The sequence below is a fragment of the Micromonospora sp. NRRL B-16802 genome, from assembly GCF_001279555.1.
Classification (GTDB): Bacteria; Actinomycetota; Actinomycetes; order Mycobacteriales; family Micromonosporaceae; genus Micromonospora; species Micromonospora profundi.
This window is the reverse complement of sequence record NZ_LGEB01000086.1, coordinates 116,779-141,661: the sequence shown is the minus strand read 5'-3', so window position 1 is coordinate 141,661 and position 24,883 is coordinate 116,779. Positions and strand designations below refer to the sequence as shown.

The 24,883-nt window shown below is 72.1% G+C and carries 26 protein-coding genes and 1 riboswitch; of the genes, 17 read left to right on the top strand and 9 right to left on the bottom strand.

Annotation, left to right across the window (positions count from 1 at the left end; genetic code table 11):
* The first annotated feature begins 7 nt into the window (after window positions 1-7).
* The 6 genes from ADK66_RS23785 (at window position 8) to ADK66_RS23760 (ending at window position 5,600) form a co-directional block, all read left to right on the top strand.
* Entirely contained in the window at window positions 8-2,164 is a 2,157-nt protein-coding gene (locus ADK66_RS23785; RefSeq protein WP_053658956.1) for a 3-hydroxyacyl-CoA dehydrogenase NAD-binding domain-containing protein, read from the top strand.
* Window positions 2,161-3,303, top strand: coding sequence for a CaiB/BaiF CoA-transferase family protein (locus ADK66_RS23780; RefSeq protein ID WP_053658954.1), 1,143 nt, complete (start codon window positions 2,161-2,163; stop codon window positions 3,301-3,303). Before ADK66_RS23785 ends, ADK66_RS23780 begins: the two co-directional genes overlap by 4 nt.
* Window positions 3,304-3,451: 148 nt before the next feature.
* Complete coding sequence (locus ADK66_RS23775) at window positions 3,452-3,901, top strand: YbaB/EbfC family nucleoid-associated protein (RefSeq protein ID WP_053658953.1); 450 nt, start codon at window positions 3,452-3,454, stop codon at window positions 3,899-3,901.
* A 4-nt stretch (window positions 3,902-3,905) separates the two neighbouring features.
* Window positions 3,906-4,247, top strand: a complete 342-nt coding sequence (locus ADK66_RS23770) for a WXG100 family type VII secretion target (RefSeq protein ID WP_053658951.1) — start codon at window positions 3,906-3,908, stop codon at window positions 4,245-4,247.
* Window positions 4,225-5,310, top strand: coding sequence for a hypothetical protein (locus tag ADK66_RS23765; RefSeq protein ID WP_197281623.1), 1,086 nt, complete (start codon window positions 4,225-4,227; stop codon window positions 5,308-5,310). The genes ADK66_RS23770 and ADK66_RS23765 overlap by 23 nt, the downstream gene beginning before the upstream one ends.
* A gap of 14 nt (window positions 5,311-5,324) precedes the next feature.
* On the top strand, window positions 5,325-5,600 hold the full coding sequence (locus tag ADK66_RS23760) for a hypothetical protein (protein WP_053658947.1): 276 nt from the start codon (window positions 5,325-5,327) through the stop codon (window positions 5,598-5,600).
* Here the strand turns inward: ADK66_RS23760 and ADK66_RS23755 are convergent, their stop codons facing one another.
* A complete protein-coding gene (locus tag ADK66_RS23755) occupies window positions 5,601-6,482 on the bottom strand; it encodes a cytochrome c oxidase assembly protein (protein ID WP_231640166.1) in 882 nt (293 codons plus the stop codon).
* On the bottom strand, window positions 6,479-6,970 hold the full coding sequence (locus ADK66_RS23750; RefSeq protein ID WP_082377628.1) for a DUF2243 domain-containing protein: 492 nt from the start codon (window positions 6,968-6,970) through the stop codon (window positions 6,479-6,481). Before ADK66_RS23750 ends, ADK66_RS23755 begins: the two co-directional genes overlap by 4 nt.
* A 179-nt stretch (window positions 6,971-7,149) precedes the next feature.
* Here ADK66_RS23750 and ADK66_RS23745 point away from each other — a divergent pair, with 179 nt between their 5' ends.
* The 5 genes from ADK66_RS23745 (at window position 7,150) to ADK66_RS23725 (ending at window position 11,524) form a co-directional block, all read left to right on the top strand.
* Window positions 7,150-8,415, top strand: coding sequence for a DUF2786 domain-containing protein (locus ADK66_RS23745; protein ID WP_053658945.1), 1,266 nt, complete (start codon window positions 7,150-7,152; stop codon window positions 8,413-8,415).
* A gap of 147 nt (window positions 8,416-8,562) precedes the next feature.
* Window positions 8,563-8,919 (top strand): YciI family protein, encoded by a 357-nt coding sequence (locus ADK66_RS23740; RefSeq protein ID WP_209274626.1) that lies wholly within the window; start codon window positions 8,563-8,565, stop codon window positions 8,917-8,919.
* The gene (locus tag ADK66_RS23735) at window positions 8,916-10,169 is read left to right on the top strand and encodes an RNA polymerase sigma factor (RefSeq protein WP_053658941.1); all 1,254 of its coding nucleotides are present in this window, start codon (window positions 8,916-8,918) and stop codon (window positions 10,167-10,169) included. The genes ADK66_RS23740 and ADK66_RS23735 overlap by 4 nt, the downstream gene beginning before the upstream one ends.
* A gap of 726 nt (window positions 10,170-10,895) precedes the next feature.
* Complete coding sequence (locus ADK66_RS32395; RefSeq protein WP_231640165.1) at window positions 10,896-11,039, top strand: hypothetical protein; 144 nt, start codon at window positions 10,896-10,898, stop codon at window positions 11,037-11,039.
* Window positions 10,997-11,524, top strand: coding sequence for a dihydrofolate reductase family protein (locus ADK66_RS23725; protein ID WP_231640164.1), 528 nt, complete (start codon window positions 10,997-10,999; stop codon window positions 11,522-11,524). Before ADK66_RS32395 ends, ADK66_RS23725 begins: the two co-directional genes overlap by 43 nt.
* Here ADK66_RS23725 and ADK66_RS23720 read toward each other — a convergent pair.
* The gene (locus tag ADK66_RS23720) at window positions 11,521-12,108 is read right to left on the bottom strand and encodes a helix-turn-helix domain-containing protein (RefSeq protein ID WP_053658938.1); all 588 of its coding nucleotides are present in this window, start codon (window positions 12,106-12,108) and stop codon (window positions 11,521-11,523) included. The genes ADK66_RS23725 and ADK66_RS23720 overlap by 4 nt on opposite strands.
* 88 nt (window positions 12,109-12,196) lie before the next feature.
* On the opposite strand from ADK66_RS23720, the gene ADK66_RS23715 reads away from it, so the two are divergent.
* Window positions 12,197-12,832: a class I SAM-dependent methyltransferase gene (locus ADK66_RS23715; RefSeq protein WP_053658935.1), complete on the top strand. Its 636-nt coding sequence runs from the start codon at window positions 12,197-12,199 to the stop codon at window positions 12,830-12,832.
* 83 nt (window positions 12,833-12,915) lie between these two features.
* Here the strand turns inward: ADK66_RS23715 and ADK66_RS23710 are convergent, their stop codons facing one another.
* The 4 genes from ADK66_RS23710 to ADK66_RS23695 all read right to left on the bottom strand — a co-directional run bounded on the left by ADK66_RS23710 (window position 12,916) and on the right by ADK66_RS23695 (window position 16,616).
* The gene (locus ADK66_RS23710; RefSeq protein ID WP_053659429.1) at window positions 12,916-13,089 is read right to left on the bottom strand and encodes a CsbD family protein; all 174 of its coding nucleotides are present in this window, start codon (window positions 13,087-13,089) and stop codon (window positions 12,916-12,918) included.
* Between the two features lie 73 nt (window positions 13,090-13,162).
* Window positions 13,163-15,412, bottom strand: coding sequence for a cation-translocating P-type ATPase (locus tag ADK66_RS23705; RefSeq protein WP_053658933.1), 2,250 nt, complete (start codon window positions 15,410-15,412; stop codon window positions 13,163-13,165).
* 11 nt (window positions 15,413-15,423) lie between these two features.
* Window positions 15,424-16,392, bottom strand: coding sequence for a hypothetical protein (locus ADK66_RS23700; RefSeq protein ID WP_053658931.1), 969 nt, complete (start codon window positions 16,390-16,392; stop codon window positions 15,424-15,426).
* Window positions 16,393-16,406: 14 nt separating this feature from the next.
* Window positions 16,407-16,616, bottom strand: coding sequence for a heavy-metal-associated domain-containing protein (locus ADK66_RS23695; protein ID WP_053658930.1), 210 nt, complete (start codon window positions 16,614-16,616; stop codon window positions 16,407-16,409).
* A 150-nt stretch (window positions 16,617-16,766) separates the two neighbouring features.
* On the opposite strand from ADK66_RS23695, the gene ADK66_RS23690 reads away from it, so the two are divergent.
* On the top strand, window positions 16,767-17,063 hold the full coding sequence (locus ADK66_RS23690; RefSeq protein WP_053658928.1) for a metal-sensitive transcriptional regulator: 297 nt from the start codon (window positions 16,767-16,769) through the stop codon (window positions 17,061-17,063).
* Between the two features lie 69 nt (window positions 17,064-17,132).
* Here ADK66_RS23690 and ADK66_RS23685 read toward each other — a convergent pair whose 3' ends face one another.
* Window positions 17,133-19,226: a heavy metal translocating P-type ATPase gene (locus ADK66_RS23685; protein WP_082377626.1), complete on the bottom strand. Its 2,094-nt coding sequence runs from the start codon at window positions 19,224-19,226 to the stop codon at window positions 17,133-17,135.
* 312 nt (window positions 19,227-19,538) lie between these two features.
* Here ADK66_RS23685 and ADK66_RS23680 point away from each other — a divergent pair, with 312 nt between their 5' ends.
* Window positions 19,539-20,876, top strand: a complete 1,338-nt coding sequence (locus tag ADK66_RS23680) for a YibE/F family protein (protein WP_053658926.1) — start codon at window positions 19,539-19,541, stop codon at window positions 20,874-20,876.
* A 166-nt stretch (window positions 20,877-21,042) separates the two neighbouring features.
* Window positions 21,043-21,173, top strand: a riboswitch (cyclic di-AMP (ydaO/yuaA leader).
* 4 nt (window positions 21,174-21,177) lie between these two features.
* Window positions 21,178-22,197: a hypothetical protein gene (locus ADK66_RS23675; protein WP_053658923.1), complete on the top strand. Its 1,020-nt coding sequence runs from the start codon at window positions 21,178-21,180 to the stop codon at window positions 22,195-22,197.
* A gap of 83 nt (window positions 22,198-22,280) precedes the next feature.
* On the opposite strand, the gene ADK66_RS23670 is transcribed toward ADK66_RS23675, so the two are convergent.
* The gene (locus tag ADK66_RS23670; protein WP_082377625.1) at window positions 22,281-23,009 is read right to left on the bottom strand and encodes a carbonic anhydrase; all 729 of its coding nucleotides are present in this window, start codon (window positions 23,007-23,009) and stop codon (window positions 22,281-22,283) included.
* Between the two features lie 197 nt (window positions 23,010-23,206).
* On the opposite strand from ADK66_RS23670, the gene ADK66_RS23665 reads away from it, so the two are divergent.
* Entirely contained in the window at window positions 23,207-23,548 is a 342-nt protein-coding gene (locus ADK66_RS23665; protein ID WP_053658919.1) for a MarR family winged helix-turn-helix transcriptional regulator, read from the top strand.
* A gap of 126 nt (window positions 23,549-23,674) precedes the next feature.
* Window positions 23,675-24,835, top strand: a complete 1,161-nt coding sequence (gene mycP / locus ADK66_RS23660; protein WP_231640163.1) for a type VII secretion-associated serine protease mycosin — start codon at window positions 23,675-23,677, stop codon at window positions 24,833-24,835.
* Window positions 24,836-24,883 lie beyond the last annotated feature (48 nt).

Sequence of the window (24,883 nt, the reverse complement as noted above, 5' to 3'; positions counted from 1 at the left end):
ACCACACATGACAAACACCATCCGGTACGACAGCGGTGCCGACGCCATCGTCACGCTCACCCTTGACGACCCCGACCAGTCCGCGAACACAATGAACCGGGCGTACGTCGCCTCGATGAGCGCCGCGCTGGACCGGCTGGAGGCCGAGCCCGACCTCGCCGGAGTCATAGTGACGAGCGCGAAGTCGACGTTCTGCGCCGGTGGTGACCTGCCGGAGATGATCCGGGCGACCCGTGCCGAGGCGGCCGGGCTTGCCGACCTGCTCGGCACCATCAAACGGGACCTGCGCCGGCTGGAGACGCTGGGCCGGCCGGTGGTCGCCGCCGTCAACGGCTCGGCGCTCGGCGGCGGCCTGGAGATCGCGCTCGCCTGCCACCACCGGATCGCGCTGGACGCCCCCGGCTCGCGGCTCGGGCTGCCCGAGGTGACACTGGGTCTGCTGCCCGGTGCCGGCGGCGTCACCCGGACGGTACGCATGCTCGGCCTGGCCGGAGCGCTGACAACTGTGCTGCTCACCGGCCGCCGGATGCGTCCGGTCGACGCCCTGGCCGCCGGGATCGTCGACGAGGTCGTGGCCACCGAGGCGGAGATGCTGGACCGTGCCCGCGCCTGGATCGCCGCCAACCCGCGCCCGTCGCAGCCGTGGGACCGCCCGGACTACCGGATGCCCGGCGGCACACCCGCCAGCCGATCGCTTGCGGCACAACTGCCGGCCTTCCCGGCGACCCTTCGCAAGCAGCTCAAGGGTGCCCGGCTGCCCGCGCCGGAGGCGATCCTGGCCACCGCCGTCGAGGGCGCGCAGGTCGACCTGGAGACCGCGTTCACAGTGGAGACCCGGCACCTGATCGGCCTGCTCACCGGGCAGGTCGCCAAGAACATGATCGGGGCCTTCTTCTTCGACCTGAAGGCCGTCAACGGCGGTGCCGCCCGCCCGTCCGGGGTGGACGCGCCGCCGGTGCGCCGGGTGGCGGTGCTCGGGGCGGGCATGATGGGCGCCGGAATCGCGTACGCCTGTGCCAGCGCCGGCATCGACGTGGTGGTCAAGGACGTCTCCCCGGAGGCTGCCGACCGGGCCCGGGAGCACGCCGAGCGGCTGCTGGCACGCCAGGTCCGCAAGGGCCGCGCCTCGGAGGCCGATGCCCGGACCGTCCTGGAACGGATCACCACCACCGACCAGGTGGACGCCCTGGCCGGCTGCGACGCGGTCATCGAGGCGGTCTTCGAGGACCCGGCGCTGAAGCAGAAGGTGTTCGCCGAGGTGCTGCCGGTGCTGGCACCCGGCGCCCTGCTCGCCTCCAACACCTCCACACTGCCGATCACCGGGCTGGCAAACGGCGTGGACCGGCCGGCCGACTTCATCGGCATGCACTTCTTCTCCCCCGTGGACCGGATGCCCCTGCTGGAGATCGTGGTGGGCGAGCAGACCGGCGACGTCGCGCTGGCGCGGGCGTTCGACCTGGGCCGGCGGATCGGCAAGACGCCGATCGTTGTCAACGACGGGCGGGGTTTCTTCACCAGCCGGGTCATCGGCCGGTTCATCGACGAGGCTGTCGGCATGGTCGCCGAGGGCGTACCGGCCGCGTCTGTCGAGCAGGCTGCCCTCCAGGCCGGCTACCCGACCGGGCCGCTGGCGCTCGCCGACGAGGTGAGCCTCACCCTCATCCAGCGGATCCGGCGCCAGTTCGAGGCCGCCAGCGGGGACTTCCTGCCGCTGCCGGCGCACCGGCTCGTCGACGAGCTTGTCGACGCGTACGAGCGGCCGGGGCGCGCGGCGGGGCGGGGCTTCTACTCCTACGACGACGGCACCCGAGGGCGGCTGTGGACAGGGCTCGCCGACCTGATCACCGACGCCGGCCGGGCGGTGCCGTTCACCGACCTTCAGGAGCGGATGCTCTTCGCCGAGGCGCTGGACGCGCTGCGCTGCCTTGACGAAGGCGTGCTGCGTACCGAGACCGACGCCAACATCGGCTCGATCTTCGGCATCGGCTTCCCGGCCTGGACGGGAGGGGTGATCCGCTACGTCCGGCAGTACGCGGGCGGTCCGGCCGGCTTCGCGGCCCGTGCCAGTGAGCTGGCCTCCCGCTACGGCGACCGCTTCACGCCTCCCGCCGACCTGGAGGAGCGGCTCGCCGCCCGTACCGTCGAACCGGCTGGCATCGCGTGACGGGCGCGGGCCCCGGCGCAGCGCCGGCGCGCGGCGGACCGCTGGCCGGGGTACGGGTGGTCGAGCTGGCGGGTCTCGCACCCGCGCCGTTCGGTTGCATGATGCTCGCCGACCTCGGCGCGGACGTCGTACGGGTGGACCGGCCGGGTGGACCGGGTGCGGGGCGGCTGGCCACGCCGACCGGCGGGCCGTTGCAGCGGGGACGCCGGGTCACCACAGTGGACCTGAAGTCTCCGGCGGGGGTGGCGGACCTGCTGCGCCTGGCGGATGCCGCCGACGTCCTCGTCGAGGGCTACCGCCCGGGCGTCGCCGAGCGGCTGGGTTTCGGGCCGCAGACCTGCCAGGCCCGAAACTCCCGACTGGTGTACGCGCGGATGACCGGCTGGGGCCAGGACGGCCCGCTGGCGTTCCGGGCCGGGCACGACATCGACTACATCGCTGTGGCCGGGGCGTTGGAACCACTGGGCCGGGCCGGCGAGCGCCCACACGCGCCGATGAACCTGCTCGGTGACTTCGGCGGGGGCGGCATGCTGCTCGCGGTGGGCGTGCTTGCCGCGCTGCTGGAACGGGAACGCTCCGGTGTCGGCCAGGTCGTCGACGCGGCGATGGTCGACGGGTCCGCCCTGCTCACGTCGTTCCTGCACGGGATGCTCGGCGCCGGCCTGTGGGCCGCCCCGCGTGGCCGCAACATCTTCGACGGCGGCGCACCGTTCTACGACACATACGCCACTGCCGACGGTGGCTTCATGGCCGTGGGCGCCGTGGAGCCGGCCTTCTACGCCGTGTTGCTGACGGGTCTGGGTCTCGCCGACGAGCCGGACCTGCCCGCCCAGTACGACCCGAGCGGCTGGGACGAGTTGCACCGACGGTTCACCGAGCGGTTCGCCGAGCGGACCCGGGACGAGTGGACGGCGGTCTTCGCCGACCTGGACGCCTGCGTCGCTCCGGTCCTCGCGCCCGGTGAGGCGTACCGGCATCCGCACAATGCAGCCCGGGGCACGTTCGTCGAGGTCGGCGGCGAGATCCAGCCGGCACCGGCACCGCGCTTCGACCGGACGCCCACCGACCGGCCCGCACCGGCACCCGACCCGGAGCGCGATGCCGTGGCGGTCGACGCGATCCTCGCCGACTGGCGGTGATCCGCCCGGCTCCGTCGGGAGCCGGGCGGCGCAGGTCTCCGGGCACGCGCGACTGCGTCCACAAGGGATTTCACGGGGCCGCGAATGTTGCGGGGGCGTTGGTACTGTCGCTCCCCGGAGGTAGGACCGCGAGTCGTAGGGGGACGACATGGCGAGTGGGATCGATCCGTCCGGCCTGAGCCGGTCACTCGAAGAGGCGATGCGCCTCCTGAGCCAGGCCGGTGCCGCCACCTCGGCCCAACCGGTGGCCGACGACGACACGACGGTGCCGACCGCCGAGCAGATGGTGGGCCGGGGCGTCGGCGGAGGCGGGCTCGTCGAGGCGGAGGTCGGCGCCTACGGCGGCCTTCAGAGCCTCGTGATCGACCCGAGCCTGTCCCGCGCCGGCACCACCGCTATCGCCGAGTACGTCCTGGAGGCGGTCCAGGCGGCGCAGGCCGACGAGCGCGCCCGGCGGGCCGAGCTGACGGCGGCGGCCGGCGTCGACAGCGCGGCCCTCACCGAGCAACTCGGACGCGTCTCCGAGGACGCCTTCCGTGGGTTCCAGCGGATGATCGGCGACCTCGACGCGGCGACCCGCCGGATGGATCGGCGCTGAGCCGATGGCCAACGGGATCGAGGTGGACCTCGACGCTCTGCGTGCCGCGGCGGATTCGCTCGCGGCCACCGGCCAGCAACTCGGCGCGGCGGTAAGCGGTCTGGAGTCGACTGTCAACGGGGCTGGCAGCCCGTGGGGTGCCGACGAGGCGGGCTCCCTGTTCGGTGCCGTGTACGTCGAGGTGCTGACGCACGCGCTCGACGTGTTCCGGTCGATGGGCGACCAGTTGTTGGAGACCTCCGCGAACCTCGACCAGTCCGCCGACGCGTACGAGGCGATCGACACCGCGAACTCCGAACTCTTCACCAGGATGGAGCTGCCCAGTGGGTATGCAGCTACCTCCTGAGCTGGCCGAGGCTCTGGGCTGGGTCGGTTTCACCTGGCCGATGGCCGACGAGGAGTTGCTGTTCGAGGCGTCGCAGATGTGGTTCGCGTTCGCCGGCAAGCTGCGTACTGCTGTCGGTGAGGCGCAGGCGGGCGCGGCGAAGGTCAGCGCGACCAACCGCGGGGAGGACGTCCGCGCGTTCGAGCAGGCCTGGTACGGCGAGGAGGGCGCGCCGCGCCGGATGGAGGACGGCGCTCAGGCCGCCGAGCTGATCGGCATGGCGTTGCTGGTGATGGCCATCATCACCCTGACGCAGAAGATCCTGGTGATCATCCAGCTGACGATCCTCGTCGTGCAGGTGGCGATCGCGCTCGCGGCGGCAGCCCCCAGCTTCGGTGCCTCGCTGGCCCAGATCCCGGTCTCGATCGGCCTGGCCCGGATGGCGATCCAGCGGATCATCAAGGAGGTCGTCGAGCGGGTCGTCAAGGAGATCATTCCGCAGTTGCTGAAGCGGGCGAAGACACTGCTGCGCAAGTTCACCCGCAAGGGCGGTGGGCGTAAGGGCCCTGGGGGTCCCCGCGTGCCCGGCCCGCACACGACGCCCCGCTACCACCACACGCAGCCGATGCTCGACAAGTACCGCAACGAGCACCTGCCCGGCGGGCACTTCCCGACGGCGGTGCGCCGGCTCACTCCGGAGCAACTCGAAGATCACCGGGTCTTCTTCGACAGCAACGGGGTCCTGCGCAGCGCCAAGAGCGGCGAGCCGTTCGACACGGCGAGCGCCCAGACGGTGTTCAGCGGCAACGGTCAGGCCATCTTCGTGATGGACCGCAACGGCAACCTGTACGCGTCCAACTACCAGAAGGTTGGCGACTTCCACCACTCGACGCTCGGCAACGGGCAGCCGGTCGCGGCGGCGGGCGAGCTGGTCGTGAAGGACGGTATGGTCCAGTACGCCACGGCGCGCAGCGGTCATTACCAGCCCGACGTGAGCCACATGGCCAATCTCGACGCCGAGTTCAAACGCAACGGCCTGGCTGGTGTTCCGATCCTGGGCTGGGACGGCGGCCGGATCTTCTAGGGGAGCAGAGATTCATGGGTACGGACAATTGGAAGGGCCACGTCAACGGGATCCTCTACGGGATCCAGTTCGACAGGGCGCTCGACGATTCAGTGGTGACCCGTGTCGCCGACGGGGTGGTCGGCGGGCTCTATCCGGGTGACCGGGCCGAGACGCTTGACGCGCTGGACCAGGCGCTGCGCTACTCGGGCCCCCTCAACGACCAGGCCGAGACGCCCCACAGCGAGGAGAGCATCCGCGCCTTCCTGGCTCAGCTTTCCACAGCCCTGAACGCCCGTACCCCTAGCTGATCAGGAGCGCCGCGACACCAGGTCGCCCGCGGCCCTCCTGATCGCCGAGCGCCGGCGGGCCGGGCTGTTGTACCAGCTGGCGAAGAGTGCCACGGCCAGGAGCAGTTCGGCGATGTCGCCGCCGTAGTACATGAGCTGCGCGGCGGAGCGGAACGCCTCCACGTCCGGGTCGGTGAGGCCGGGAGGCAGGCTGCCGGCGTTCGCGTAGAGATATTTGGCGAGCGCGGAGTGGCCGGCCGCCGCGCCGAGCAGCGCGCCGATCCGCACGGTCAGTCCGGGACGGCGCGGCGCCGGGTCCGGCCCGGCCAGCGACCAGGCGAGCAGGTACCCGGCGGCCACGTAGTGCAGGTGCACTGCGTGGTGCAGTGTGGGCTGCCGCTCGGCCGCCGCGTACAGCGGTGTGAGCAGCACCAGGGCCAGCCCACCGGTGCTGAGCAGCGCGGCGGTGACCGGGTGGGCGATCAGGTGCAGCGGGCGGGCGCGCAGCAGCCGACCCACCGCCCGGCGTACCGACGGGGGTGCGACCCGCAGCAGCAACGTCACCGGGGCGCCGAGGACCAGCCCCAGCGGGGCCAGCATGCCGAGCAGCAGATGTTGCGCCATGTGCCCGCGCGGGTCGTCGGGGAGTTGGCCCAGCGGCCCGACGGCGACGGCCAGCAGTGCGCAGCCGACCAGCCAGGCGGCGCTGCGCCGATGGTCCCAGCCGCGCGGGTCGCGGAACGCCGCCAGCAGATAGCCGCCCGCCAGCAGCACGACGGGGAGCAGCGGCAGCCAGCCCGGCCCGTCCGTACCGTGTCCGCCGTGCGCGACGACCGGGAGCATCGCCGGCCCGTCCGTCCCCGGCGCGGGCCAGCCCTGCGGGCCGGCAGGGACGACTGTCACCGGGGGCCGTCGCCTGCCCGACGGGATCGGGCCGACCACACGACGGCGACGCCGGCCAGCAGCAGCACCGCGCCGGCCACGTTCCACACCACGTCGTACGGCAGCAGGTGTACGCCGTAACGGATCTGGTGAACGCGGAGCACCTTGTGGTCGACCAGCCCGTCGAAGAGTTGGAACCCTCCGGCGCCGAGCAGGAAGCCGCCCCACGTCAGCCGGGTCGACAGTGCGCGCCGTCGGCGCAGGTCGGCGAACCAGAAGAAGCCCCCGACCAGGGCGATCAGCTCGGCGGCGTGCAGCAGCCCGTCCGAGAGCAGCGCGATCGACGGGGTGGACCGGTCGTAGAAGTGGTGCCAGCCCAGCAACTGATGGAAGACGATCTCGTCCACCGCCGCCATGATCGCAATGCCGATCAGGACGCCGGCGAGCGTGGAGGAACGACCGTCCGGCACGTCGACGGTGCGCCTCCTCGGCAGGCTGGAACCGACCACGACACACCTCACATCCACGTCGGTGCGGAAATACCCTGGACCGGCCGATCCATGCCCACCGGAGCCGATGCGGCAGGCGACATCCCCCGTTTCGTGTCACCGGCACGGCTCGCGGCATGATCATGGAGCTGGGCGGGCGTACGCCTCGTCGGCAGCGGAACCGGAGAAGGAGGTGCCCCGTGCCGGACGCGGACGAACTGGTCGCCAACGCGCTCGCGGCGGTGCGCGGCACCGACGTACGGCTGGCCGAACGGCAGCTGGACCACCTGATGGTCGGCACCGGCGCGACGGACGGCACCACGGCGGTCGACGCCGCTCTGCTGCGTCGCCTGGTCCGTGGCGTGGCGCGGCTCTGGCCGCGTGGTTGGCAGCCTGTCGACGTGGACCGGATCACCAGCCGGCGGCTGGACGCGCGTGCCGCCCGGCTGGTCCGTGACGCGATGGCCGCGCAGCGGCGCGACCAGGCCGAACCGGTTCCGGCGTGGTGGGACGAGCAGTTGCGCGAGCTGGCCGCCGAGGCGCGGTCGGACAACGACCGAGGCGTGCTGGCCGCCTGGTCGGCGCGGGAAGGGCTGGACCGGGCCGACGCGCTGCGCACTGCCGTGGACGCCCTCGCGCTTGTGGAGAGCCTGCCGCCGATCGCGGTGCTGCGCCCGCCACCCGGCTCGGCCGGTGCCGCGACGGCCCGACCTGCGGGTACGGCACGCAGCGGGTCGCCGATGCTCGACCGGGTACGGGCGCTGTTGGCCAAAGCCGAGTCGACAACCTTCCCGGCCGAGGCGGAGGCGCTTACCGGCAAGGCGCAGGAGTTGATCGCCCGGCACAGCATCGACGAGGCGCTGCTGGCCGCCGGGGCGGATCGCGGCGACGTGCCCGGCGGGGTACGCCTGAGCACCGACGCCCCGTACGCGGGCGCGAAGGCGCTGCTGGTGCAGGAGGTCGCCGCGGCGAACCGGTGCGAGGCGGTCTGGTCCGACGATCTCGGGTTCACCACGGTGCTGGGTTGGCCCGCCGATCTGCTGGCGGTGGAGGTGCTCTACACCTCGCTGCTGGTCCAGGCGACCAGTGCGATGCTGCGGGGGCGTGCCGAGCGCCGGGCGGGGTCAGGTCGGCGGACGAAGGTGTGGGACGAGTCGTTCCTCAACGCGTTCGCGCTGCGGATCGGCGAGCGGCTGCGGGCGGCCACCGACGCGGCAACCGACGCGGCGGACCAGGCGGCTGCGCAGACGGCCGGGGCGGAACGGCTGTTGCCGGTGCTCGCCGCGCGGGGCGAGGCGGTCCGCGAGCGGCTGGACACCCTGTTCCCGGGCGTCACCAGGCACCGGCTCAGCGCCCGGGACGCCGAGGGTTGGTCGTCGGGCACCTCGGCCGCCGACCGGGCGTCGCTTGATGTCGGCGGCGGCAGGAAGCCCCGACAGGTGCCGGGCCGGCCCGATCCGCGCTGACCGCCCCGGCGTGGGACCGCCACCGCCGGGGTTTTCTGCGATTTTCTTCGGTACGCGGTAGGGAACGGGGCGACGACTCCGACCCTCCGGTGAGCCGCACCCCGTCCGGGGCGCGACCGAGGCTTGAGGAGCATCGCCGTGAAGTACATGCTGCTGATCTGGAACCGGCCCGGCTTCACCGAGGAGCTTTCCGAGGAGGACCGCACCGCCCTGTTCGGCGAGGTCGACGAGATCATGAAGGAGCTGGCCGAGAGCGGCGAGTGGGTCGCCGGCCAGGCGCTGGCCGACCCGTCGCAGACGTTGACCGTCCGGGCCGTGGGCGGCAAACCCGAGATCGTCGACGGGCCGTTCATGGAGAGCAAGGAACAGTTCGCCGGTTACCTGACCGTCGACTGCGACAGCCCGCAGCGGGCCGCCGAGATCGCCGCACGCTGGCCGGACGTCCGCTTCGGCGGCGTCATGGAGGTCCGCCCGATCATGGACGAGGCCGGGACGGAGATGTGACCGGGGACCGGACGGTCGAGGATCTGCTGCGCGCGCTCACGCCGCAGGTCCTCGGCCTGCTGGTCCGCCGGCACGGCCAGTTCGACAGGTGCGAGGACGCGGTCCAGGAGGCACTGCTCGCCGCTGCGACACAGTGGCCCGAGCAGGGCGTACCGGACAACCCCCGCGGGTGGTTGCTCACCGTCGCCACCCGCCGGCTCACCGACGAGTGGCGCAGCGACAGCGCCCGTCGGACCCGCGAGGTGGCGGTGGCGCTGCGTGAGCCGGCGTACGCCGCAATGGCGCCGGCGGCCGACTCGGAGCCGGCGGTGGCGGACTCCGACGACACCCTCACTCTGCTGTTCCTCTGCTGCCATCCGGCGCTTGCCGGTTCGGCGCAGGTGGCGCTCACCCTCCGGGCTGTCGGCGGTCTGAGTACGGCCCAGATCGCTCGGGCGCACCTGGTTCCGGAGGCGACGATGAGCCAGCGGATCCGCCGGGCCAAGCAGCGGATCGAGGCCGCCGGTGCCCGGTTCACGATGCCCGCGCCGGGTGAGCGGGACGAGCGGCTGCGCACTGTGCTCCGGGTGCTCTATCTGATCTTCAACGAGGGATACACCGCGTCCAGTGGCCCGGACCTGCACCGGGCCGAGCTGACCGGCGAGGCGATCCGGCTGGCCCGCATCCTGCACGGGTTGCTGCCCGACGACGGCGAGGTGGCCGGGTTGCTGGCGTTGATGCTGCTCACCGACGCGCACCGGGCGGCCCGGCTCGGCCCGGACGGGGAATTGGTGCCGCTGGCCGAGCAGGACCGCACCCGATGGGACGCGACAGCCATCGCGGAGGGGGTCACCCTGATCACCGAGGCGTTGACCTGGTCGCCGCCCGGCCCGTACCAGCTCCAGGCGGCCATCGCGGCCGTGCACGCCGAGGCGCCGACGGCGGCGGAGACGGACTGGCGGCAGATCGTCGCGTTGTACCGGCTGCTGGCCCGGATCGCGCCGAACCCGATGGTCACCCTCAACGAGTCGGTGGCGGTGGCCATGGCCGACGGACCACGGGCCGGGCTCGCCCTGCTCACGCAGTTGGACGCCGACGAGCGCACCGCCGGGCACCACCGGCTCGCCGCAGTCCGGGGGCACCTGCTGGAGATGGCCGGTGAGCCCGGCGCGGCGCGGGACGCGTACCTGGCGGCGGCACGCGGCACCACGAGCCTGCCCGAGCAGCGCTATCTGGAGTTGAAGGCCGCGAGAATGACCCCGCCACGATGAGTCCGCCGAGGGGCGGCCCGTCCCATCGTGCTTGCCACGCCGCCGTGGCCGCCCCCTTGGTACCTGTTGTAGGGCCCTGTCGAGCTGCCCCAAATCTGGGGCATGTCGCCGCTGGAGTGGAGGAGGCCGCCCGGCCCATTGGTGGGGCAGCTCCGTGGAGGGAGTCGCCGGCCCATTGGTGGGGCAGCTCGGTGGAGGGAGTCGCCCGCCCGATTGGTGGGGCAGCTCGGTGGAGGGAGTCGCCCGCCCGATTGGTGGGGCAGCTCGGTGGAGGGAGTCGCCCGCCCGATTGGTGGGGCAGCTCGACAGGGCTCGCAAACATCTGGGGGCGCGGCGTTGCTCTGGTGGAGGGTCTCCCGCCCCATTGGTGGGCAGCTCGACAGGGCCCGCATGGGTATGGGCATGGGTATGGGCGGCCAACTTGCGGTGGGTCGGCGCGAGGAGCAGTCGACATCGGCGCTCAGGCGGATCCACGGCGGCGGGTTGCGGGCGACCGTGTCCCGGATACGCGATCAGGGCGCTATGCGGGCGCCCGCCGACGCGACAGAAGCCAACACGTCGCTCTAGGTGTGCTGTCCAGGGACGTTAATCAACCTGGTGATGGGTGGTAGGCCGCCGGTGGCGATGTGGGGTCGGTGGTGATTGTAGTGATGCAGAAAGGCCGGTAAGGCCTACCTGCGGGCTTGTTCGGAGTTGTAGAAGCGGCCGAACCGAAAGGACATGAGCATGGTGATCAGTCAGCTGTCGATCTCGCTCGACGGGTACGTGGCCGGGCCGGACCAGAGTCTGCAGGACCCGCTGGGTCGGGGAGGTCTCCAGCTGCACGAGTGGGTCTTCGGCCTGGACACTGGCGGGCCCAGCACGGGCTGACCGGCGGCGAACGGAACATCGACGCGGAGGTCGTCGACGAGATGACCCGCGATATCGGCGCGTACATCATGGGTCGGCGGATGTTCGGCGGGGGTGCCGGCGACTGGGACGAGGCGTGGCAGGGCTGGTGGGGCGACGAGCCCCCGTTCCGTACCCCGGTGTTCGTGCTCAGCCACCACCCCCGGACGCCGCTGGTGATGAACGGCGGCACGGAGTTCCGATTCGTCACCGACGGAATCGAGTCGGCGCTGCGGCAGGCGCGGGAGGCGGCGGGCGACCGGCGGGTGGCGATCGCGGGTGGGGCGAGCACCGTACGGCAGTACCTGACCGCCGGGCTGATCGACACCCTGCAACTGCACCTGGTGCCGATCATTCTCGGAGGCGGCGAGAAGCTTCTCGACGGTCTCGATTCTCTGCGCCTGGAGCAGGTGGCGGTGGTGGCCGGGCCGACCGTCACGCACGTGACCTACCGGGTCCTGCGCTAACCGGGTTTCGGTCTGGCGCGGACGTGCGCGCGTTCGCCCTGCTTGCCGATCAGGCTGAGGAACTCCACGGGACCGGCGCTTGTGGCACCGAACCAGTGCGGGGTACGGGTGTCGAACTCGGCGGCCTCCCCGGGCTTGAGGATGAGGTTGTGTTCGCCGAGCACCAGGCGCAGCGTGCCGTTGAGGACGAAGACCCAGTCGTAGCCCTCGTGGGTGCGCAGGTCGGGCTCCCGGTCGTCGGCACCGGCGGGGAGAACGAACTTGTACGCCTGGATGCCGCCGGGCCTGCGGGTCAGGGGCAGGACCGTCGATCCGTCGCCGTTGGCGATAGGGCGCAGGTTGATGCGGGGGTCGCCGGTCGGTGGCGCGTTGACGAGTTCGTCGAGGGTCACGCCGTGGACCCGAGCGAGTGGAAGGAGTTGTTCGAGCGTCGGGCGTCGTAGGCCGGCTTCGAGCCTGGAGAGCGTGCTCGCGGAGATGCCGGTCTCCTCGGCGAGGTCGGTGAGCGTGAGGTCGCGGCGGAGCCGAAGGTGCTTGAGTCTCGGCCCGACCGCGTCGAGCGTGTCGGCCGGATGCTCGTCCATGCCGCCGATTTTGCCATTCGGCAAGAACCTTTGCGGGCCACTCCGACTCCGGTCACAGTTCGCCTGTGACGCGCGAAGGAGCAGCCAGATGAGCGAGCAGCACGATTTCGACAGGGCCTACTGGGAGCGACGCTGGCAGGAGGGCCATCATGGCGGTGCCGTTGGCACGAGCGACCCGCACCCGTACCTGGCCGAGGAGACCTCCGGGCTGACGCCGGGCACGGCACTGGACGCCGGGTGCGGCACCGGCACGGAGGCGATCTGGCTCGCCTCGCACGGCTGGCAGGTCACCGCCGTCGACATCGCATCGGCTGCCCTCGCCGTCGCCGCCGAACGCGCGACGGCAAGCGGGGTGTCCGAGCGGGTGCGATGGGTGGAGGCGGACCTGACGGCGTGGGCTCCGGAGGCGCGCTTCGACCTGGTGACGACGCACTACGCGCACCCGGCGATGCCGCAGTTGGCCTTCTACGACCGCATCTCCACCTGGGTGGCGCCCGGCGGCACCCTCCTGATCGTCGGGCACCTGCACGCACCCGGCGCCACCGGGCACGGGCACCACCCACCCGCGGAGGCATCGGTCACCCTTGCCGACATCACCGCCGGCCTGGACAGCACCACCTGGGAGATCCTCACCGCCGAGGAGCACCACCGCACGGTCACCGGCCCGGGGGGCCAGGAGAAGACGCTTCACGACGTCGTCGTACGCGCCACCCGGCGGTCGTGAGCACGCCTGCGGGAGAGGGCCGGACACACAGCACGCCGGGCCGGTGAATGATCACCGGCCCGGCGTGCGGGTTACGTCGTACGTCAGCTCTTGAAAGCGTCCTTGATCTTCTCGCCGGCCTGCTTGAGCTTGGCCGTGGACTGGTCGGCGCGACCCTCGGCCTCCAAGCGCTCGTTGTCGGTGGCCCGACCGGCGCCTTCCTTCAGCTTGCCGGCCGCGTTCTCGCTAGTGTTGTTGATCTTGTCGTCGATACCCATGTCAACCTCCATTGCGAGTGTCGCTTCGCCACCAGAAGTACCCCGGGCATCTCCGGTCCAACCATTACCGCCGTCACAGATCACCGGCGGCCGAGCGGAACCTCCGCAGGCGCAGGCTGTTTGCCACCACGAACACCGAGGACAGCGCCATCGTGGCACCGGCGATCATCGGGTTGAGCAGGCCGGCGGCGGCCAGCGGCAGAGCCGCCACGTTGTAGCCGAACGCCCAGAACAGGTTGCCCCGGATGATGCCGAGCGTGCGCCGGGCCAGCCGGATGGCGTCCACCGCCGCGTCCAGGTCACCCCGGACCAGTGTGAGGTCGGACGCCTCGATCGCCACGTCGGTGCCGGTGCCCATTGCCAGACCGAGGTCGGCCTGGGCCAGCGCCGGAGCGTCGTTGACCCCGTCACCGACCATCGCCACCGAGCGCCCCTCGGCCTGCAGCCGCTTGATCACGTCGACCTTGCCGGCCGGCAGCACCTCGGCGATCACCTCGTCGATGCCCACCTCGGCGGCGACAGCGCGGGCCACTGTGGTGTTGTCCCCGGTCAGCAGGACGGGGGTGAGCCCCAGGTCACGCAGTCGGGCCACGGCCGCCCGGCTGGTCGGCCGGACCACGTCGGCGACCGCGAGCACGCCCCGGGCCCGCCCGTCCCAGCCGGCGACGATCGCCGTACGACCGGCGGCCTCCGCCTCGCTGACTGCCCATTCGATCTCCGGCGGTACGTCGATGTCGCGTTCGCGCAGCAGCCGGGGCCGCCCGATCAGCACTACCCGACCGTCGACCGTCCCGGTGACGCCAAGTCCTTCGAGGTTGGCGAAGTCGGTCACCGGGGGCAGCACGCCGGCCTCGGCGGCACCGGCGGCGACCGCACGGGCGATCGGGTGCTCCGAGGCGGCCTCCACCGCCCCGGCGAGCCGGAGCAACTCGGCGCGGTCGTCGCCGCTGGCCGGCACCACGTCCACGAGCGTCATCCGGCCGGTCGTCACGGTGCCGGTCTTGTCCAGCACCACGGTGTCGACCCGGCGGGTCGACTCCAGCACCTCCGGTCCCTTGATCAGCACGCCGAGTTGGGCGCCCCGGCCGGTGCCGACGAGCAGGGCGGTCGGGGTGGCCAGGCCCAGCGCGCAGGGGCAGGCGATGATCAGCACGGCGACGGCTGCGGTGAACGCGGCGGTCGGGCCGGCGCCGGTGCCGAGCCACCAGCCGAGCGTGCCGACCGCGAGGGTGATGACGATCGGCACGAAGACACCGGAGATCCGGTCGGCGAGCCGCTGCACGGCCGCCTTGCCGCTCTGCGCCTGCTCGACCAGGTCGGCCATCCGGGCGAGCTGGGTGTCCCCGCCGACCCGGGTGGCGGTGACGACAAGGCGTCCGCCCGCGTTGATCGTGGCACCGACCACGCCGTCACCCGGGCCGACCTCGACCGGCACCGACTCACCGGTGAGCATGCTGGCGTCGACGGCGGAGGTGCCCTCGTCGACAACCCCGTCGGTGGCGATCTTCTCACCCGGGCGGACCACGAACCGGTCACCGACGGCGAGCTGCTCCACAGGGATCCGGGTCTCCACCCCGTCCCGCAGCACCGCCACGTCCCGGGCGCCGAGTTCGAGAAGCGCGCGCAGGGCTGCCCCGGCGGTCCGCTTGGACCGTGCCTCGAAGTAGCGGCCGGCCAGGATGAACACTGTCACCCCTGCGGCCGCCTCCAGGTAGATGTTGCCGGCGCCGTCGCTGCGGGTGATGTCGAAGCGGAACGGATGCGTCATCCCCGGCATCCCGGCGTCGCCGAGGAAGAGCGCCCACAGCGACCAGCCGAACGCGGCAAGGGTGCCGAGCGACACCAGAGTGTCCATCGTCGCCGCGCCGTGCCGCAGGTTGGTCCAGGCTGCCCGGTGGAACGGCAACCCACCCCACACCACCACCGGGGCGGCCAGAACCAGCGACAGCCACTGCCAGTAGTCGAACTGCCAGGGCGGCACCATTGCCAGCACGATCACCGGCACGGTGAGCACCGCGGAGACCCACAGCCGGGTACGCGGCCCCTTCAGCGGGTCGACCGGCTCCTCGGTGGCGGCGGGCGGCGACGGCACAGCGGCCGTGTAGCCGGTCTTCTGCACGGTCTCGATCAGGTCGTCAGGTGTGACAGCGTCGGCGTACCGGACGGTGGCCTTCTCGGTGGCGTAGTTGACTGTGGCGCTGACCCCGTCCATCCGGTTCAGCTTCTTCTCGATCCGGGCGGCACAGGCGGCGCAGGTCATCCCGCCGATGGCCAGCTCGATCCGGTTCGGCGCCTCGGGCAGCGGTCTACTTGTGGTGGTCATCGTCCGTCCCGTCAGTTGTGCCCGTGGCCGGGGGTGCCGTGGTCGGCCGGCGCGGATCCGCTCGGGGTGGGCTCGGCGCCGGTCGTCGGGGCGTCCGCCGTCGGGGTGCCGGCGACGACTGTGAACTCGGCGGTGTGCACCCGACCGCCGTGCCGGAAGTCCAGGTAGAGCCGGTAGCTGCCGACCGACGGCACCTCGGCGAAGAACGTGACATCCGGGCCGGGCCGGGTCCGCCCGTCGCCGGGCGCTCCCTCCGGGTGGACGTGCAGGTACGCCAGGTCGCCCCGGCGCAGCGCCACCAGATGCCCGTACGCGCCCAGGTAGGGCTCCAGGTCGGTGACCGGCTGGCCGTCCCGGCTGACGGTGAGTGTGAGTGGTGAGGTGCGGCCGGGCTGCGGCTCACCGGCCAGCGTGACCGTGTAGCCGTCGACGGTGGTGCTGGTGGCCGGGGCAGGCAGGGGGCGCTCGGTCAGCGCGCCGGGGACTGTCACGTCCACTCCGAGGGTCAGCGGTTCACCGCCGGTCGGGGTGAAGTCGGCGAACGCCCGCCACTGCCCGGGGCCTGCCAGCGGGGTGTCGACCCGCCAGGTGCCGTCCGGTGCGAGGTCGGGGTGGACGTGGCGGAAGCCGGACAGGTCCCGCCGGGCCACGATCAGGTGCATGCGCTTGTCGTGCGCCACGTCGTACCGGGTGACCGGCTGGCCGTCCGGCCCGGTGACCCGGAAGGCGAATTCGCCGGCCGGGGCGGCGACCGGTTCGAGGGTGTAGCCACGGTCGGAGACGAGCAGGCCGCCGGGCAGCCCGGCCGCCTCGTCGTGCCCACCCTGCTCGGTGGGGTCCGAGGCGTGTGCGGCACCGCCGTCGTGGCGGCTCTCGGCGACCGGGGCGGCCGGGTCAGCGACCCGGCCGATCCCGTACGCCGCGCCGAAGACCGCCGCGAGACCGAGGGCGAAGCCGCCCAGTCTGGTGACCGTGTTCATCGCACGCCTTTCGATCACGCCTCGACGAGGTCGTAACCGGCCTCGTCGACGGCGGCCCGGATGTCCTCCACAGCCACCGGCTGCTCACTGCTGACGGTGACCTGGCCGCTGGCGAGGTCGACCTGGACGTCGTGCACGCCCGCGATGGCACCCACCTCGGAGCTGACCGCGCTGACGCAGTGCCCGCAGGTCATGCCCTTCACCTGGTACGTCGTGCTGACCATCGAACGAACTCCCTCCGTCACCTCCGACCATATACCCCCGGGGGGTAAGGCGAAGGCGGACCCGTGCGTTTGTGATGTACCGATACCCGGTGGGGGTATCAGCGAGAGCGACAGTACCATACCCCCCAGGGGTAAGCTATCCTGGTCGCCATGACCACACCGACCCCGATCCGCGGGTACACCGCCAGCAAGGACCAGCTGCTCACCCGGCTCCGCCGTGTCGAGGGGCAGGTCCGGGGCATCGAGAAGATGGTCGACGAGGACCGGTACTGCATCGACGTGCTCACGCAGATCTCCGCGATCCAGGCCGCACTCGACAAGGTGGCGCTGGGCCTGCTCGACGGGCACGCCCGGCACTGCATGCACGAGGGTGCCGCCGAGGGCCGGGCCGACGAGATGGCCACCGAGATGATGGCGGCGGTCGGACGACTCATGAAGCGCGGCTGACGGTCCTCAGCCCGCTGCCGGCCCTCAGCCCGCTGCCGCGCCGGTTCGCTCCCAGCCCGCCGTTGGCCCTCAGTCCGCTGCCGGCCCGAGCCTGACCCGGCGCAGCAACTGTGCGTTGAGCGCCACCACGATGGTGGACGCCGACATCAGCAGCGCGGCAACCGCCGGGCTCAACGCCACACCGGCCCCCGCCAGCACTCCCGCTGCCAGCGGCAACGCCACCACGTTGTAGCCGGCCGCCCAGGCGAGGTTCTGCCGCATCTTCCGGTACGACGCCCGGGACAGGCGGACCACGGCACCCACCCCACGCGGGTCCGAGGACGCCAGCACCACCCCGGCGGACTCGATCGCGACGTCAGTGCCCGCACCGATGGCGATGCCCACGTCCGCACGCGCCAACGCAGGCGCATCGTTCACCCCGTCGCCGACCATCGCCACTGTCAACCCCCGCCGCTGGAGTTCGGCCACCCGGCTGTCCTTCTCCGCAGGCAGCACCTCGGCGAAAACCTCGTCGACTCCGGGCCGGAAGCCGAGTTCCGCCGCGACCGCCTCCGCCACCGGGCGGGCGTCACCGGTGATCATGGCGATCGTCCGGACACCCTCGGCGCGCAGCTCGTCGATGGCCCGACGGGCCTCCGGACGTACCTCGTCGGTAAGCGCGAACGCGCCGAGCACGGTCTCCGGCAGCCGTACCAGATGCAGCACCGCCGCACCTCGCGTCGACCACCGCCCGGTCGCCTCCTCCACGTCCGCCGGAAGCGACAGTCCCCGTTCCCGCAACAGCGCCGGCCCGCCCACCGCGTACTCCGCGCCGTCGATGGTGGCCTGCACCCCACGGCCCGGCAGCGACCGGAATCCGGCAGCCGGAGCCGGGCCGGCGCGACCGGCCGCCGACACGATCGCGCGGGCCAAGGGATGTTCACTGTCGGACTCGACGCCCGCCGCGATGCGCAGCACTTCGTCCCGGTCGGTGCCCGGTGCCACCACCACGTCGGTGACCACGTGCTCGCCCCGGGTCAGGGTGCCGGTCTTGTCGAAGAGCACCGCGCCCACTGTGCGCATACGCTCCAACGCCAACCGGTCCTTGACGAGGATCCCGGACCGCGCGGCAAGCGCGGTCGACAGCGCGACGACCAGGGGGATGGCCAGCCCGAGCGCGTGCGGGCAGGCGATCACCAGGACGGTGACCGCGCGGATCACCGCCTCGTCGGGCCGGCCGAGCGCCGTCCAGACCAGCACTGTCAGCACGGCCGTGCCGGTGGCCACGTAGAACAGCGCGGCGGCGAACCGGTCGGCAAGCAGTTGCGCGCGGCCACCGGAGGCCTGCGCCTGCGCGACCATCCGCTGGATGCCGGCGAGCGCGGTCTGCTCGCCGAGCGCCTCGACGCGTACCCGGATCGCCGAGTCGGTGGCCACGGTGCCGGCCACCACCCGGTCGCCCGCCGACCGCGCGACCGGCCGCGACTCGCCGGTGATCATCGATTCGTCGAGTTCCGCGCTGCCGTCGACGATTCGACCGTCCGCCGGCACCCGACCCCCCGGGCGGACCAGCACCACGTCGTCCACCCGCAGGTCGGTCACCGGCACCGCCTCGACCTGCCCGTCCGTGGCCACCCGCTCGGCCTCGTCCGGCAGCAGCGCGGCCAGTGCCGCGAGTGCGCCCCGGGCCTGCCCGATGGCCTTCATCTCCTGCCAGTGCCCGAGCAGCATGATGGTGACCAGCGCTGCCAACTCCCACCAGAAGTCCAGGTCGAAGGCACCCAGGCTGGTAGCCAGCGACGCGGTGTAGGCCACTGTGATCGCCATCGCGATCAGCAGCATCATGCCCGGCGCCCGGTCCCGCACCTCCCGGACCGCGCCCACCAGGAACGGCCAACCACCCCACCAGAACACCACCGAGCCGAGCACCGGGCCCAGCCAGGACCGGCCGGGGAAGTCCCAGCTCAGAACCAACTGATCCGATACGAGCTGACTGGTCACCACCACCGGGATGGTGAGCACCAGGCAGACCCAGAAGCGGCGACGGAACATCGCCGGATCGTGCCCGGCGTGCTTGTCATGCCCGGCGTGCTTGTCATGCCCGGCGTGCTTGTCATGCCCGGTGTGTGCGGCGGGGATGCCGTGCCGCTTGTGGTCGGGGTCGGGTGGTGACAGAGGCGGCATGCCTCAAACATGCCCGGCCGAGGGCTGCCGCGCGAGCGGTTCGCTTATCCGACACCCCGTCACGAACTGCCGCCCCGATACGGGCTGGATAGCATCTCCCAGGATGAGCCTCCATACGCCGCCGCGCAGTCAGGCTGCGACGCCACCACGTCGTGGCGTCGCTTCCCGTCGACTGGGCCGGACGTTGACCGTCCGTGATCGGACGATCGCCGGGCGACGATCCGGCGCGCTTCCCGCGGCGTTTCCCCCGTCGACGGTGAACCGACCGCTCCGCTGACACGTACTTCGCACCGGATCGTTGGGAGTCTCGCATTGGGTTCCGACCACAGCCATTCCGCGCCACCCGCCCCGCCGCGGGTGCGACGGATCCTCGTCGCGACGGTGGTGCCGCTCTTCGTGGCAACCGTCCTCGCGGCGGTGGTGCTCTGGCCACGGGACGGGTCGCCGCAGACCGATGGCGGGGCGGACGTGCCGCGGTACCACGGCACCGTGACCCGGGTGGTTACCGAACCCTGCCCGCCAGCGCCGGCACCCGAGGGCGGCCCGTCGGCCGGACCCTGCGGCACGGTGGACGTCCGCGTCGAGGACGGGCCGAACGCCGGCCAGCAGGTCCAGACCCCGATTCCCGCCGGGCCGGGCGCGCCCCGGGTCGAGGTCGGCGACGACGTCATAATGGTCGAGCTGACCGACCCGACCGATCCCGCCGCCAGCAGTTGGAACATCGCCGAGCACCAGCGGGGAACGCCGCTGCTGTGGCTGGCGGTGGTCTTCGCCGCCGCGATCGTCGCGTTCGGCCGGTGGCGGGGCCTCGCCGCGCTGGCGGGGCTCGCGGCCAGCTTCGCCATCCTGCTCACCTTCGTGCTGCCGGGCATCGCCGCCGGTGGGTCACCGCTGCTGGTGGCGGTGGTCGGCGCCGCGCTCATCATGTTCGTGGTGCTCTATCTGACCCACGGGGTCACCGCACAGACCTCGGTCGCGGTCCTCGGCACCCTGGGCAGCCTGATCCTCACCGGAGTGCTCGCCACAATCGCCACGGCCGCCACCAACCTGACCGGCTTCGGCAGCGAGGACGCCACCACGCTGTCGATGTTCCAGGCCGACGTGGACCTGCACGGCCTGCTGCTCGCCGGAATCATCATCGGCTCACTCGGCGTACTCGACGACGTGACTGTCACCCAGGCCGCCACCGTCACCGAGCTGGCGAACGCCAACCCGGGGCTGAGCCGGTTGCAGCTCTACCGGGCGGCCACGCGGGTCGGCCGCGCCCACATCGCCTCCACGGTCAACACCATCGTCCTGGCGTACGCGGGCGCCTCGCTGCCGCTGCTGCTCCTGCTCACCGCCGACACACGACCCATCACACAGATCCTGACAAGCGAGTTCCTGGCGCAGGAGATCGTCCGCAGCGCGGTCGCCACGCTCGGCCTGATCGCCGCCGTACCGCTTACCACCGGGCTGGCCGCCCTGGTGACCGCCGCCGGGTCGACCCCGACCGGCGACGCGCCCCGGCCGCGACCGGAGCGAGCCGACGTACTGGCCGCCCTCAGCCGTCCACGCGCGGGCCGGCCCGACCCCGAGCACACCCCATCCCCATCCACCGCCACCGACCAGTGGCCAGAGCCGGACAGGAGCACGAAGACGGCATGGTGACACTCCTCAGCGTGACCAGATCGGGCCCTCGCCCCGACGACAGCAGCACTGGTCACTCAACGCCATGGCGATATGACGCTTTTGATGGGCATCCAGGCGTAGCTCACCCGGCCGACTCTCGGGTAACCTCGCTGCCGGTTACCGATGAAGGCGCGAAGCGGCGCCTGCGGTGCCACCGCCCAATCGCCAACCGGCGAGCCGGGGACCCAGGTACCTGGGGTGAATCCGCGCCAGCGGTAGGGGCCACTTCCGCCCCGAACCCGTCAGCTAACCCGGTCGGCGGTCGACGGAAGGGAACATTGTGACGGCACCCCTACGCCGCTGGTTGACACCTGTGGTGGCCGTGATCGCCGCACTGACCGTGCTCGCCGGGCCCGTACCGGCCCATGCCGCCCCGACGACCCCCACCCCGTCCGGGCACGAGGAGGACGGCGAGCCGAAGCTGCTCAACGACGTCATCGAGCAGGCCAACCGCGACTACTCCGCGGCAAAGTCCAAGCTGGACAAATCCAAGAAGCGACAGCTGGAGTTGGCGATCGAGGTCGAGCGGGCCAGGGCCGACCTGGACGCGTTGGAACCGCAGGTCGCGCAGATCGCCGCCCAGTCGTACCGCACCGGCCGCGTCGGCGCGATGGCGATGCTGCTGGACAGCACCGCCCCCGACACCTTCGTCAAGCGGGCCGCGGCGCTCGACGAGCTCAACATGGTCAACGAGAAGAAGCTCGCCGAGGTCAACGCGGTCAAGTCCCGCGCCGAGCAGGCCAAGCTGGCCCTCGACACGGAGGTCCGCGAGCAGCAGAAGCAGACAGCCCTGATGGCCAAGCGCAAGAGCGAGGCGGACAAGGCGCTCTCCCTCGTCGGCGGCAAGGGCTTCACAGGCGGTCTCGTGGACGCCACCTCGCCGGTCGCGAGGATCGGCCCGGGTCGCACCGCCGACGGCGACTGGAAGCCGCAGTCGTGCAGCGAGGACGACCCGACCACCTCCGGCTGCGTCACACCACGCACCCTGCACGCCTACAAGGAGGTCAGGCGGGCCGGCTTCACCCGGTTCGTCGGCTGCTACCGCCCCGGCGGGCCGTGGGAGCACCCGAAGGGCCGCGCCTGCGACTGGTCGCTTCAGAAGAGCGGCTTCTCCCCGTGGCACAACGAGGACACCCGCAAGTACGGCAACAACGTCGCCGCGTTCCTCATCCGCAACGCCGACCGACTCGGCATCTACTACGTGATCTGGAACCGGCAGATCTGGTTCCCGGCGACCGGGTGGAGCTCGTACAGCGGACCGTCGAACCACACCGACCACGTCCACATGTCACTGCTCTGACGGCACGTACCGCAGACGAGGGCCGCCCCGCAGCACGCGGGGCGGCCCTCGTCGCACGTGGCGGGTCGGCGGTCCGGGTCCTGTCAGGCAGCGGCGGTCGCGGCCGGGCCGTCCGGGACGCTGGGCACGTCGAGGGTCGCGGCACCGACCGGCACGGCGGTCACCGGACGCACCCCACCGATGGCCAGGCGGTACGACATTCCCACCACCGCGCAACGGCCCTGCTCCACCGCCTCGGCCAGTACCGGCGACTGTCCGAGCAGCGTCTCGACAGTCTGCGCGATGTGGATGTCGACGATGCCGTCGATGTCGTCCACACCCTCGGTCGTGGCGCGCCGCAGGCTGGGCAGCACCGCGTCGACCACCGCGCGCAGGTGCCCCACGGGTGCGGTGCCGGTGGCGGCCGCCTCGCGGGCCGCCTGGACGGCACCGCAGGAGTCGTGACCGAGCACCACCACCAGCGGGGTGCCGAGCACTGTCACCGCGTACTCCACGCTGCCCAGCACCTCCGGGCCCACGATGTGCCCGGCCGTACGGACCACGAAGAGGTCACCCAGGCCCCGATCGAAGATGATCTCGGCAGCCAGCCGGGAGTCGGAACAGCCGACGATCACCGCGAACGGGTGCTGCCCGTCGGCCACAGCGGCCCGGTGTTCGGCGCCCTGGTTGGGGTGGCGTGGAGCACCGCTGACGAAGCGCCGGTTACCGTCGGCCAGCTCGGCGTACGCCCGTGACGGCTCGGTGAGCGCCGGTGCCTGATCGGTGGCCCGCTGCGGACCCGGCTGCCCACCGGGCATTGCGGAAAGGCTCATCCCCGCACCTCGTCTCCATGCATTTGACCTGCTCAACCCGCACGTCGACCGGCCCGGCGGCGGGCGCTGGCTCGGGCTCCACGTTCACACGCACCAGAAGATGCGTCAAGATATGCGTGATATAGATTTCATACGTTGGCCCGGTTCGACCCGCCTGCGACAGGCGCGAGGCGGGCAACCGGAGAGGCGGTCCCACGATGGCGAGCACGGCGACAGCCGACGGCAGCACAGGCAGCAGCCGGAACTGGACATTCCTCACCAACCACGGGCATGTGCTGCTGTCCATCGCCCGCGATCCCACCGCTCGGCTGCGGGACGTGGCGGCCGAGGTCGGCGTCACCGAACGCGCCGCCCAGGCCATCGTCGCCGACCTGGAGGCGGGCGGTTACCTGCACCGCACGCGGGTCGGGCGCCGCAACGAGTACACCCTCAACCCGGCCGGCCGGTTCCGGCACCCCGCCGAGGCGTACCGCCAGGTCGGTGACCTGCTCGCGCTCTTCGCCGAAGCGCCAACCGAGGACGCCGCACACCAGCCGTGACCGATCCCCGCCGGGACGCTGCCCGATGCGGCACGGCGGTAATCTCTGCGGGTGCGCCAAAGCCTGCCGTCCAGCGCGACCACGGGATTACGCCGTGGCGTTCGAGCAGTCCTCAGTGGAACGCTGGTGGCCCTGCTCGGCACCGCCCTGGTGGTCCCCGCCTCCCCCGCCGTCGCGGCACCGCCCACCTGCGGCCCGGCCGGGGAGGACGGCCTGGTGGAGATCCCGTGGGGGCTGCGCCGACTGGACCCGGCGTCGGCCTGGCCCCTCTCCCGGGGCGCCGGAGTGACGGTCGCGGTGATCGACTCCGGGGTGTCCGCCATCCACCCCCTGCTCAAGGGTCAGGTCCTCGCGGGGCGCGACTTCAACGGTCTGCCCGCCAACCAGGGCCAGTGCGACCTTGTCGGTCACGGCACGATGGTGGCCGGCATCATCGCCGGCCGGGACGGCACCGGGGCACCCTTCAGCGGCATCGCCCCGGGGGCCCGCATCCTGCCGATCCGGGTCCTGCCGGACGCCAAGGGCACAAACGACGAAGCCCTACCGGGGCAGATCGCCTCGGCCATCGACTGGGCTGTCGACAACGGCGCCGACGTGATCAACCTCTCCCTGGTGACACTGCCCCGCCCCGAGCTGGCGAAGGCCGTCGAACGCGCCCTCGCCAAGCGGGTCGTGCTGGTCGCCGCAGCCGGAAACCGGCAGGAGCAGCAGGAGGACAAACCGGCCTACCCCGCCGCGTATCCCGGGGTGATCGCTGTCGCCGGTGTGGACGAGCAGGGCGGCCACGTGGGCACCTCGGTCAGCGGCGCGTACGTCGACGTCGCCGCGCCAGGGTTGAACATCGTCGGCCCGGCACCGGGCGGGGCCGGCTACCGCGCCGAGCCGACGGGCGGCACAAGCTTCGCCGCCGCGTACGTCTCCGGCGTCGCCGCGCTGGTCCGATCCGCCCACCCGGACCTCACACCGGAACAGGTCGCCGAACGGCTGGAACGAACCGCTGACAACCCGCCGGACGGGCACAACGCGGAGGTCGGCTTCGGCGTGGTCAACCCGTACCGGGCGGTGTCGAGTCTGCTGGGCACCCGCTCGGACCCGCCGCCCGACGCGCTCCCGGCCCCCGACAACGCGGCAGACCCCCTGAGCTGGCAACGCACCGTCGCGCTCTGGGCCGCCGTCGTCGGCGGTCTGCTCGCCGGGCTGCTGCTTATCGCGCGACCGATCGTGGCGCGGGGCCGCCGACGCGGCTGGCGCCCCGGCCGACGTCCCGACACGCCGGTCACCGGCTGAACGACGTCCATCAGCTGTCCCGGAGCGAGTAGACCACCGTGTCGCCGG

What these genes read in the sequence shown, in the direction of transcription:
- ADK66_RS23715 (WP_053658935.1), top strand. Translation starts at nt 12,197, where the DNA reads ATGAGCGAGCAGCACGATTTCGACAGGGCCTACTGGGAGCGACGCTGG.
- ADK66_RS23665 (WP_053658919.1), top strand. Translation starts at nt 23,207, where the DNA reads ATGGCGAGCACGGCGACAGCCGACGGCAGCACAGGCAGCAGCCGGAAC.
- ADK66_RS23760 (WP_053658947.1), top strand. Translation starts at nt 5,325, where the DNA reads ATGGGTACGGACAATTGGAAGGGCCACGTCAACGGGATCCTCTACGGG.
- ADK66_RS23685 (WP_082377626.1), bottom strand. Translation starts at nt 19,226, where the DNA reads ATGCCGCCTCTGTCACCACCCGACCCCGACCACAAGCGGCACGGCATC.
- ADK66_RS23770 (WP_053658951.1), top strand. Translation starts at nt 3,906, where the DNA reads ATGGCCAACGGGATCGAGGTGGACCTCGACGCTCTGCGTGCCGCGGCG.
- ADK66_RS23740 (WP_209274626.1), top strand. Translation starts at nt 8,563, where the DNA reads ATGCTGCTGATCTGGAACCGGCCCGGCTTCACCGAGGAGCTTTCCGAG.
- ADK66_RS23695 (WP_053658930.1), bottom strand. Translation starts at nt 16,616, where the DNA reads ATGGTCAGCACGACGTACCAGGTGAAGGGCATGACCTGCGGGCACTGC.
- ADK66_RS23705 (WP_053658933.1), bottom strand. Translation starts at nt 15,412, where the DNA reads ATGACCACCACAAGTAGACCGCTGCCCGAGGCGCCGAACCGGATCGAG.
- ADK66_RS23700 (WP_053658931.1), bottom strand. Translation starts at nt 16,392, where the DNA reads ATGAACACGGTCACCAGACTGGGCGGCTTCGCCCTCGGTCTCGCGGCG.
- ADK66_RS23785 (WP_053658956.1), top strand. Translation starts at nt 8, where the DNA reads ATGACAAACACCATCCGGTACGACAGCGGTGCCGACGCCATCGTCACG.
- ADK66_RS23690 (WP_053658928.1), top strand. Translation starts at nt 16,767, where the DNA reads ATGACCACACCGACCCCGATCCGCGGGTACACCGCCAGCAAGGACCAG.
- ADK66_RS23775 (WP_053658953.1), top strand. Translation starts at nt 3,452, where the DNA reads ATGGCGAGTGGGATCGATCCGTCCGGCCTGAGCCGGTCACTCGAAGAG.
- ADK66_RS32395 (WP_231640165.1), top strand. Translation starts at nt 10,896, where the DNA reads ATGGTGATCAGTCAGCTGTCGATCTCGCTCGACGGGTACGTGGCCGGG.
- ADK66_RS23720 (WP_053658938.1), bottom strand. Translation starts at nt 12,108, where the DNA reads ATGGACGAGCATCCGGCCGACACGCTCGACGCGGTCGGGCCGAGACTC.
- ADK66_RS23710 (WP_053659429.1), bottom strand. Translation starts at nt 13,089, where the DNA reads ATGGGTATCGACGACAAGATCAACAACACTAGCGAGAACGCGGCCGGC.
- ADK66_RS23670 (WP_082377625.1), bottom strand. Translation starts at nt 23,009, where the DNA reads ATGAGCCTTTCCGCAATGCCCGGTGGGCAGCCGGGTCCGCAGCGGGCC.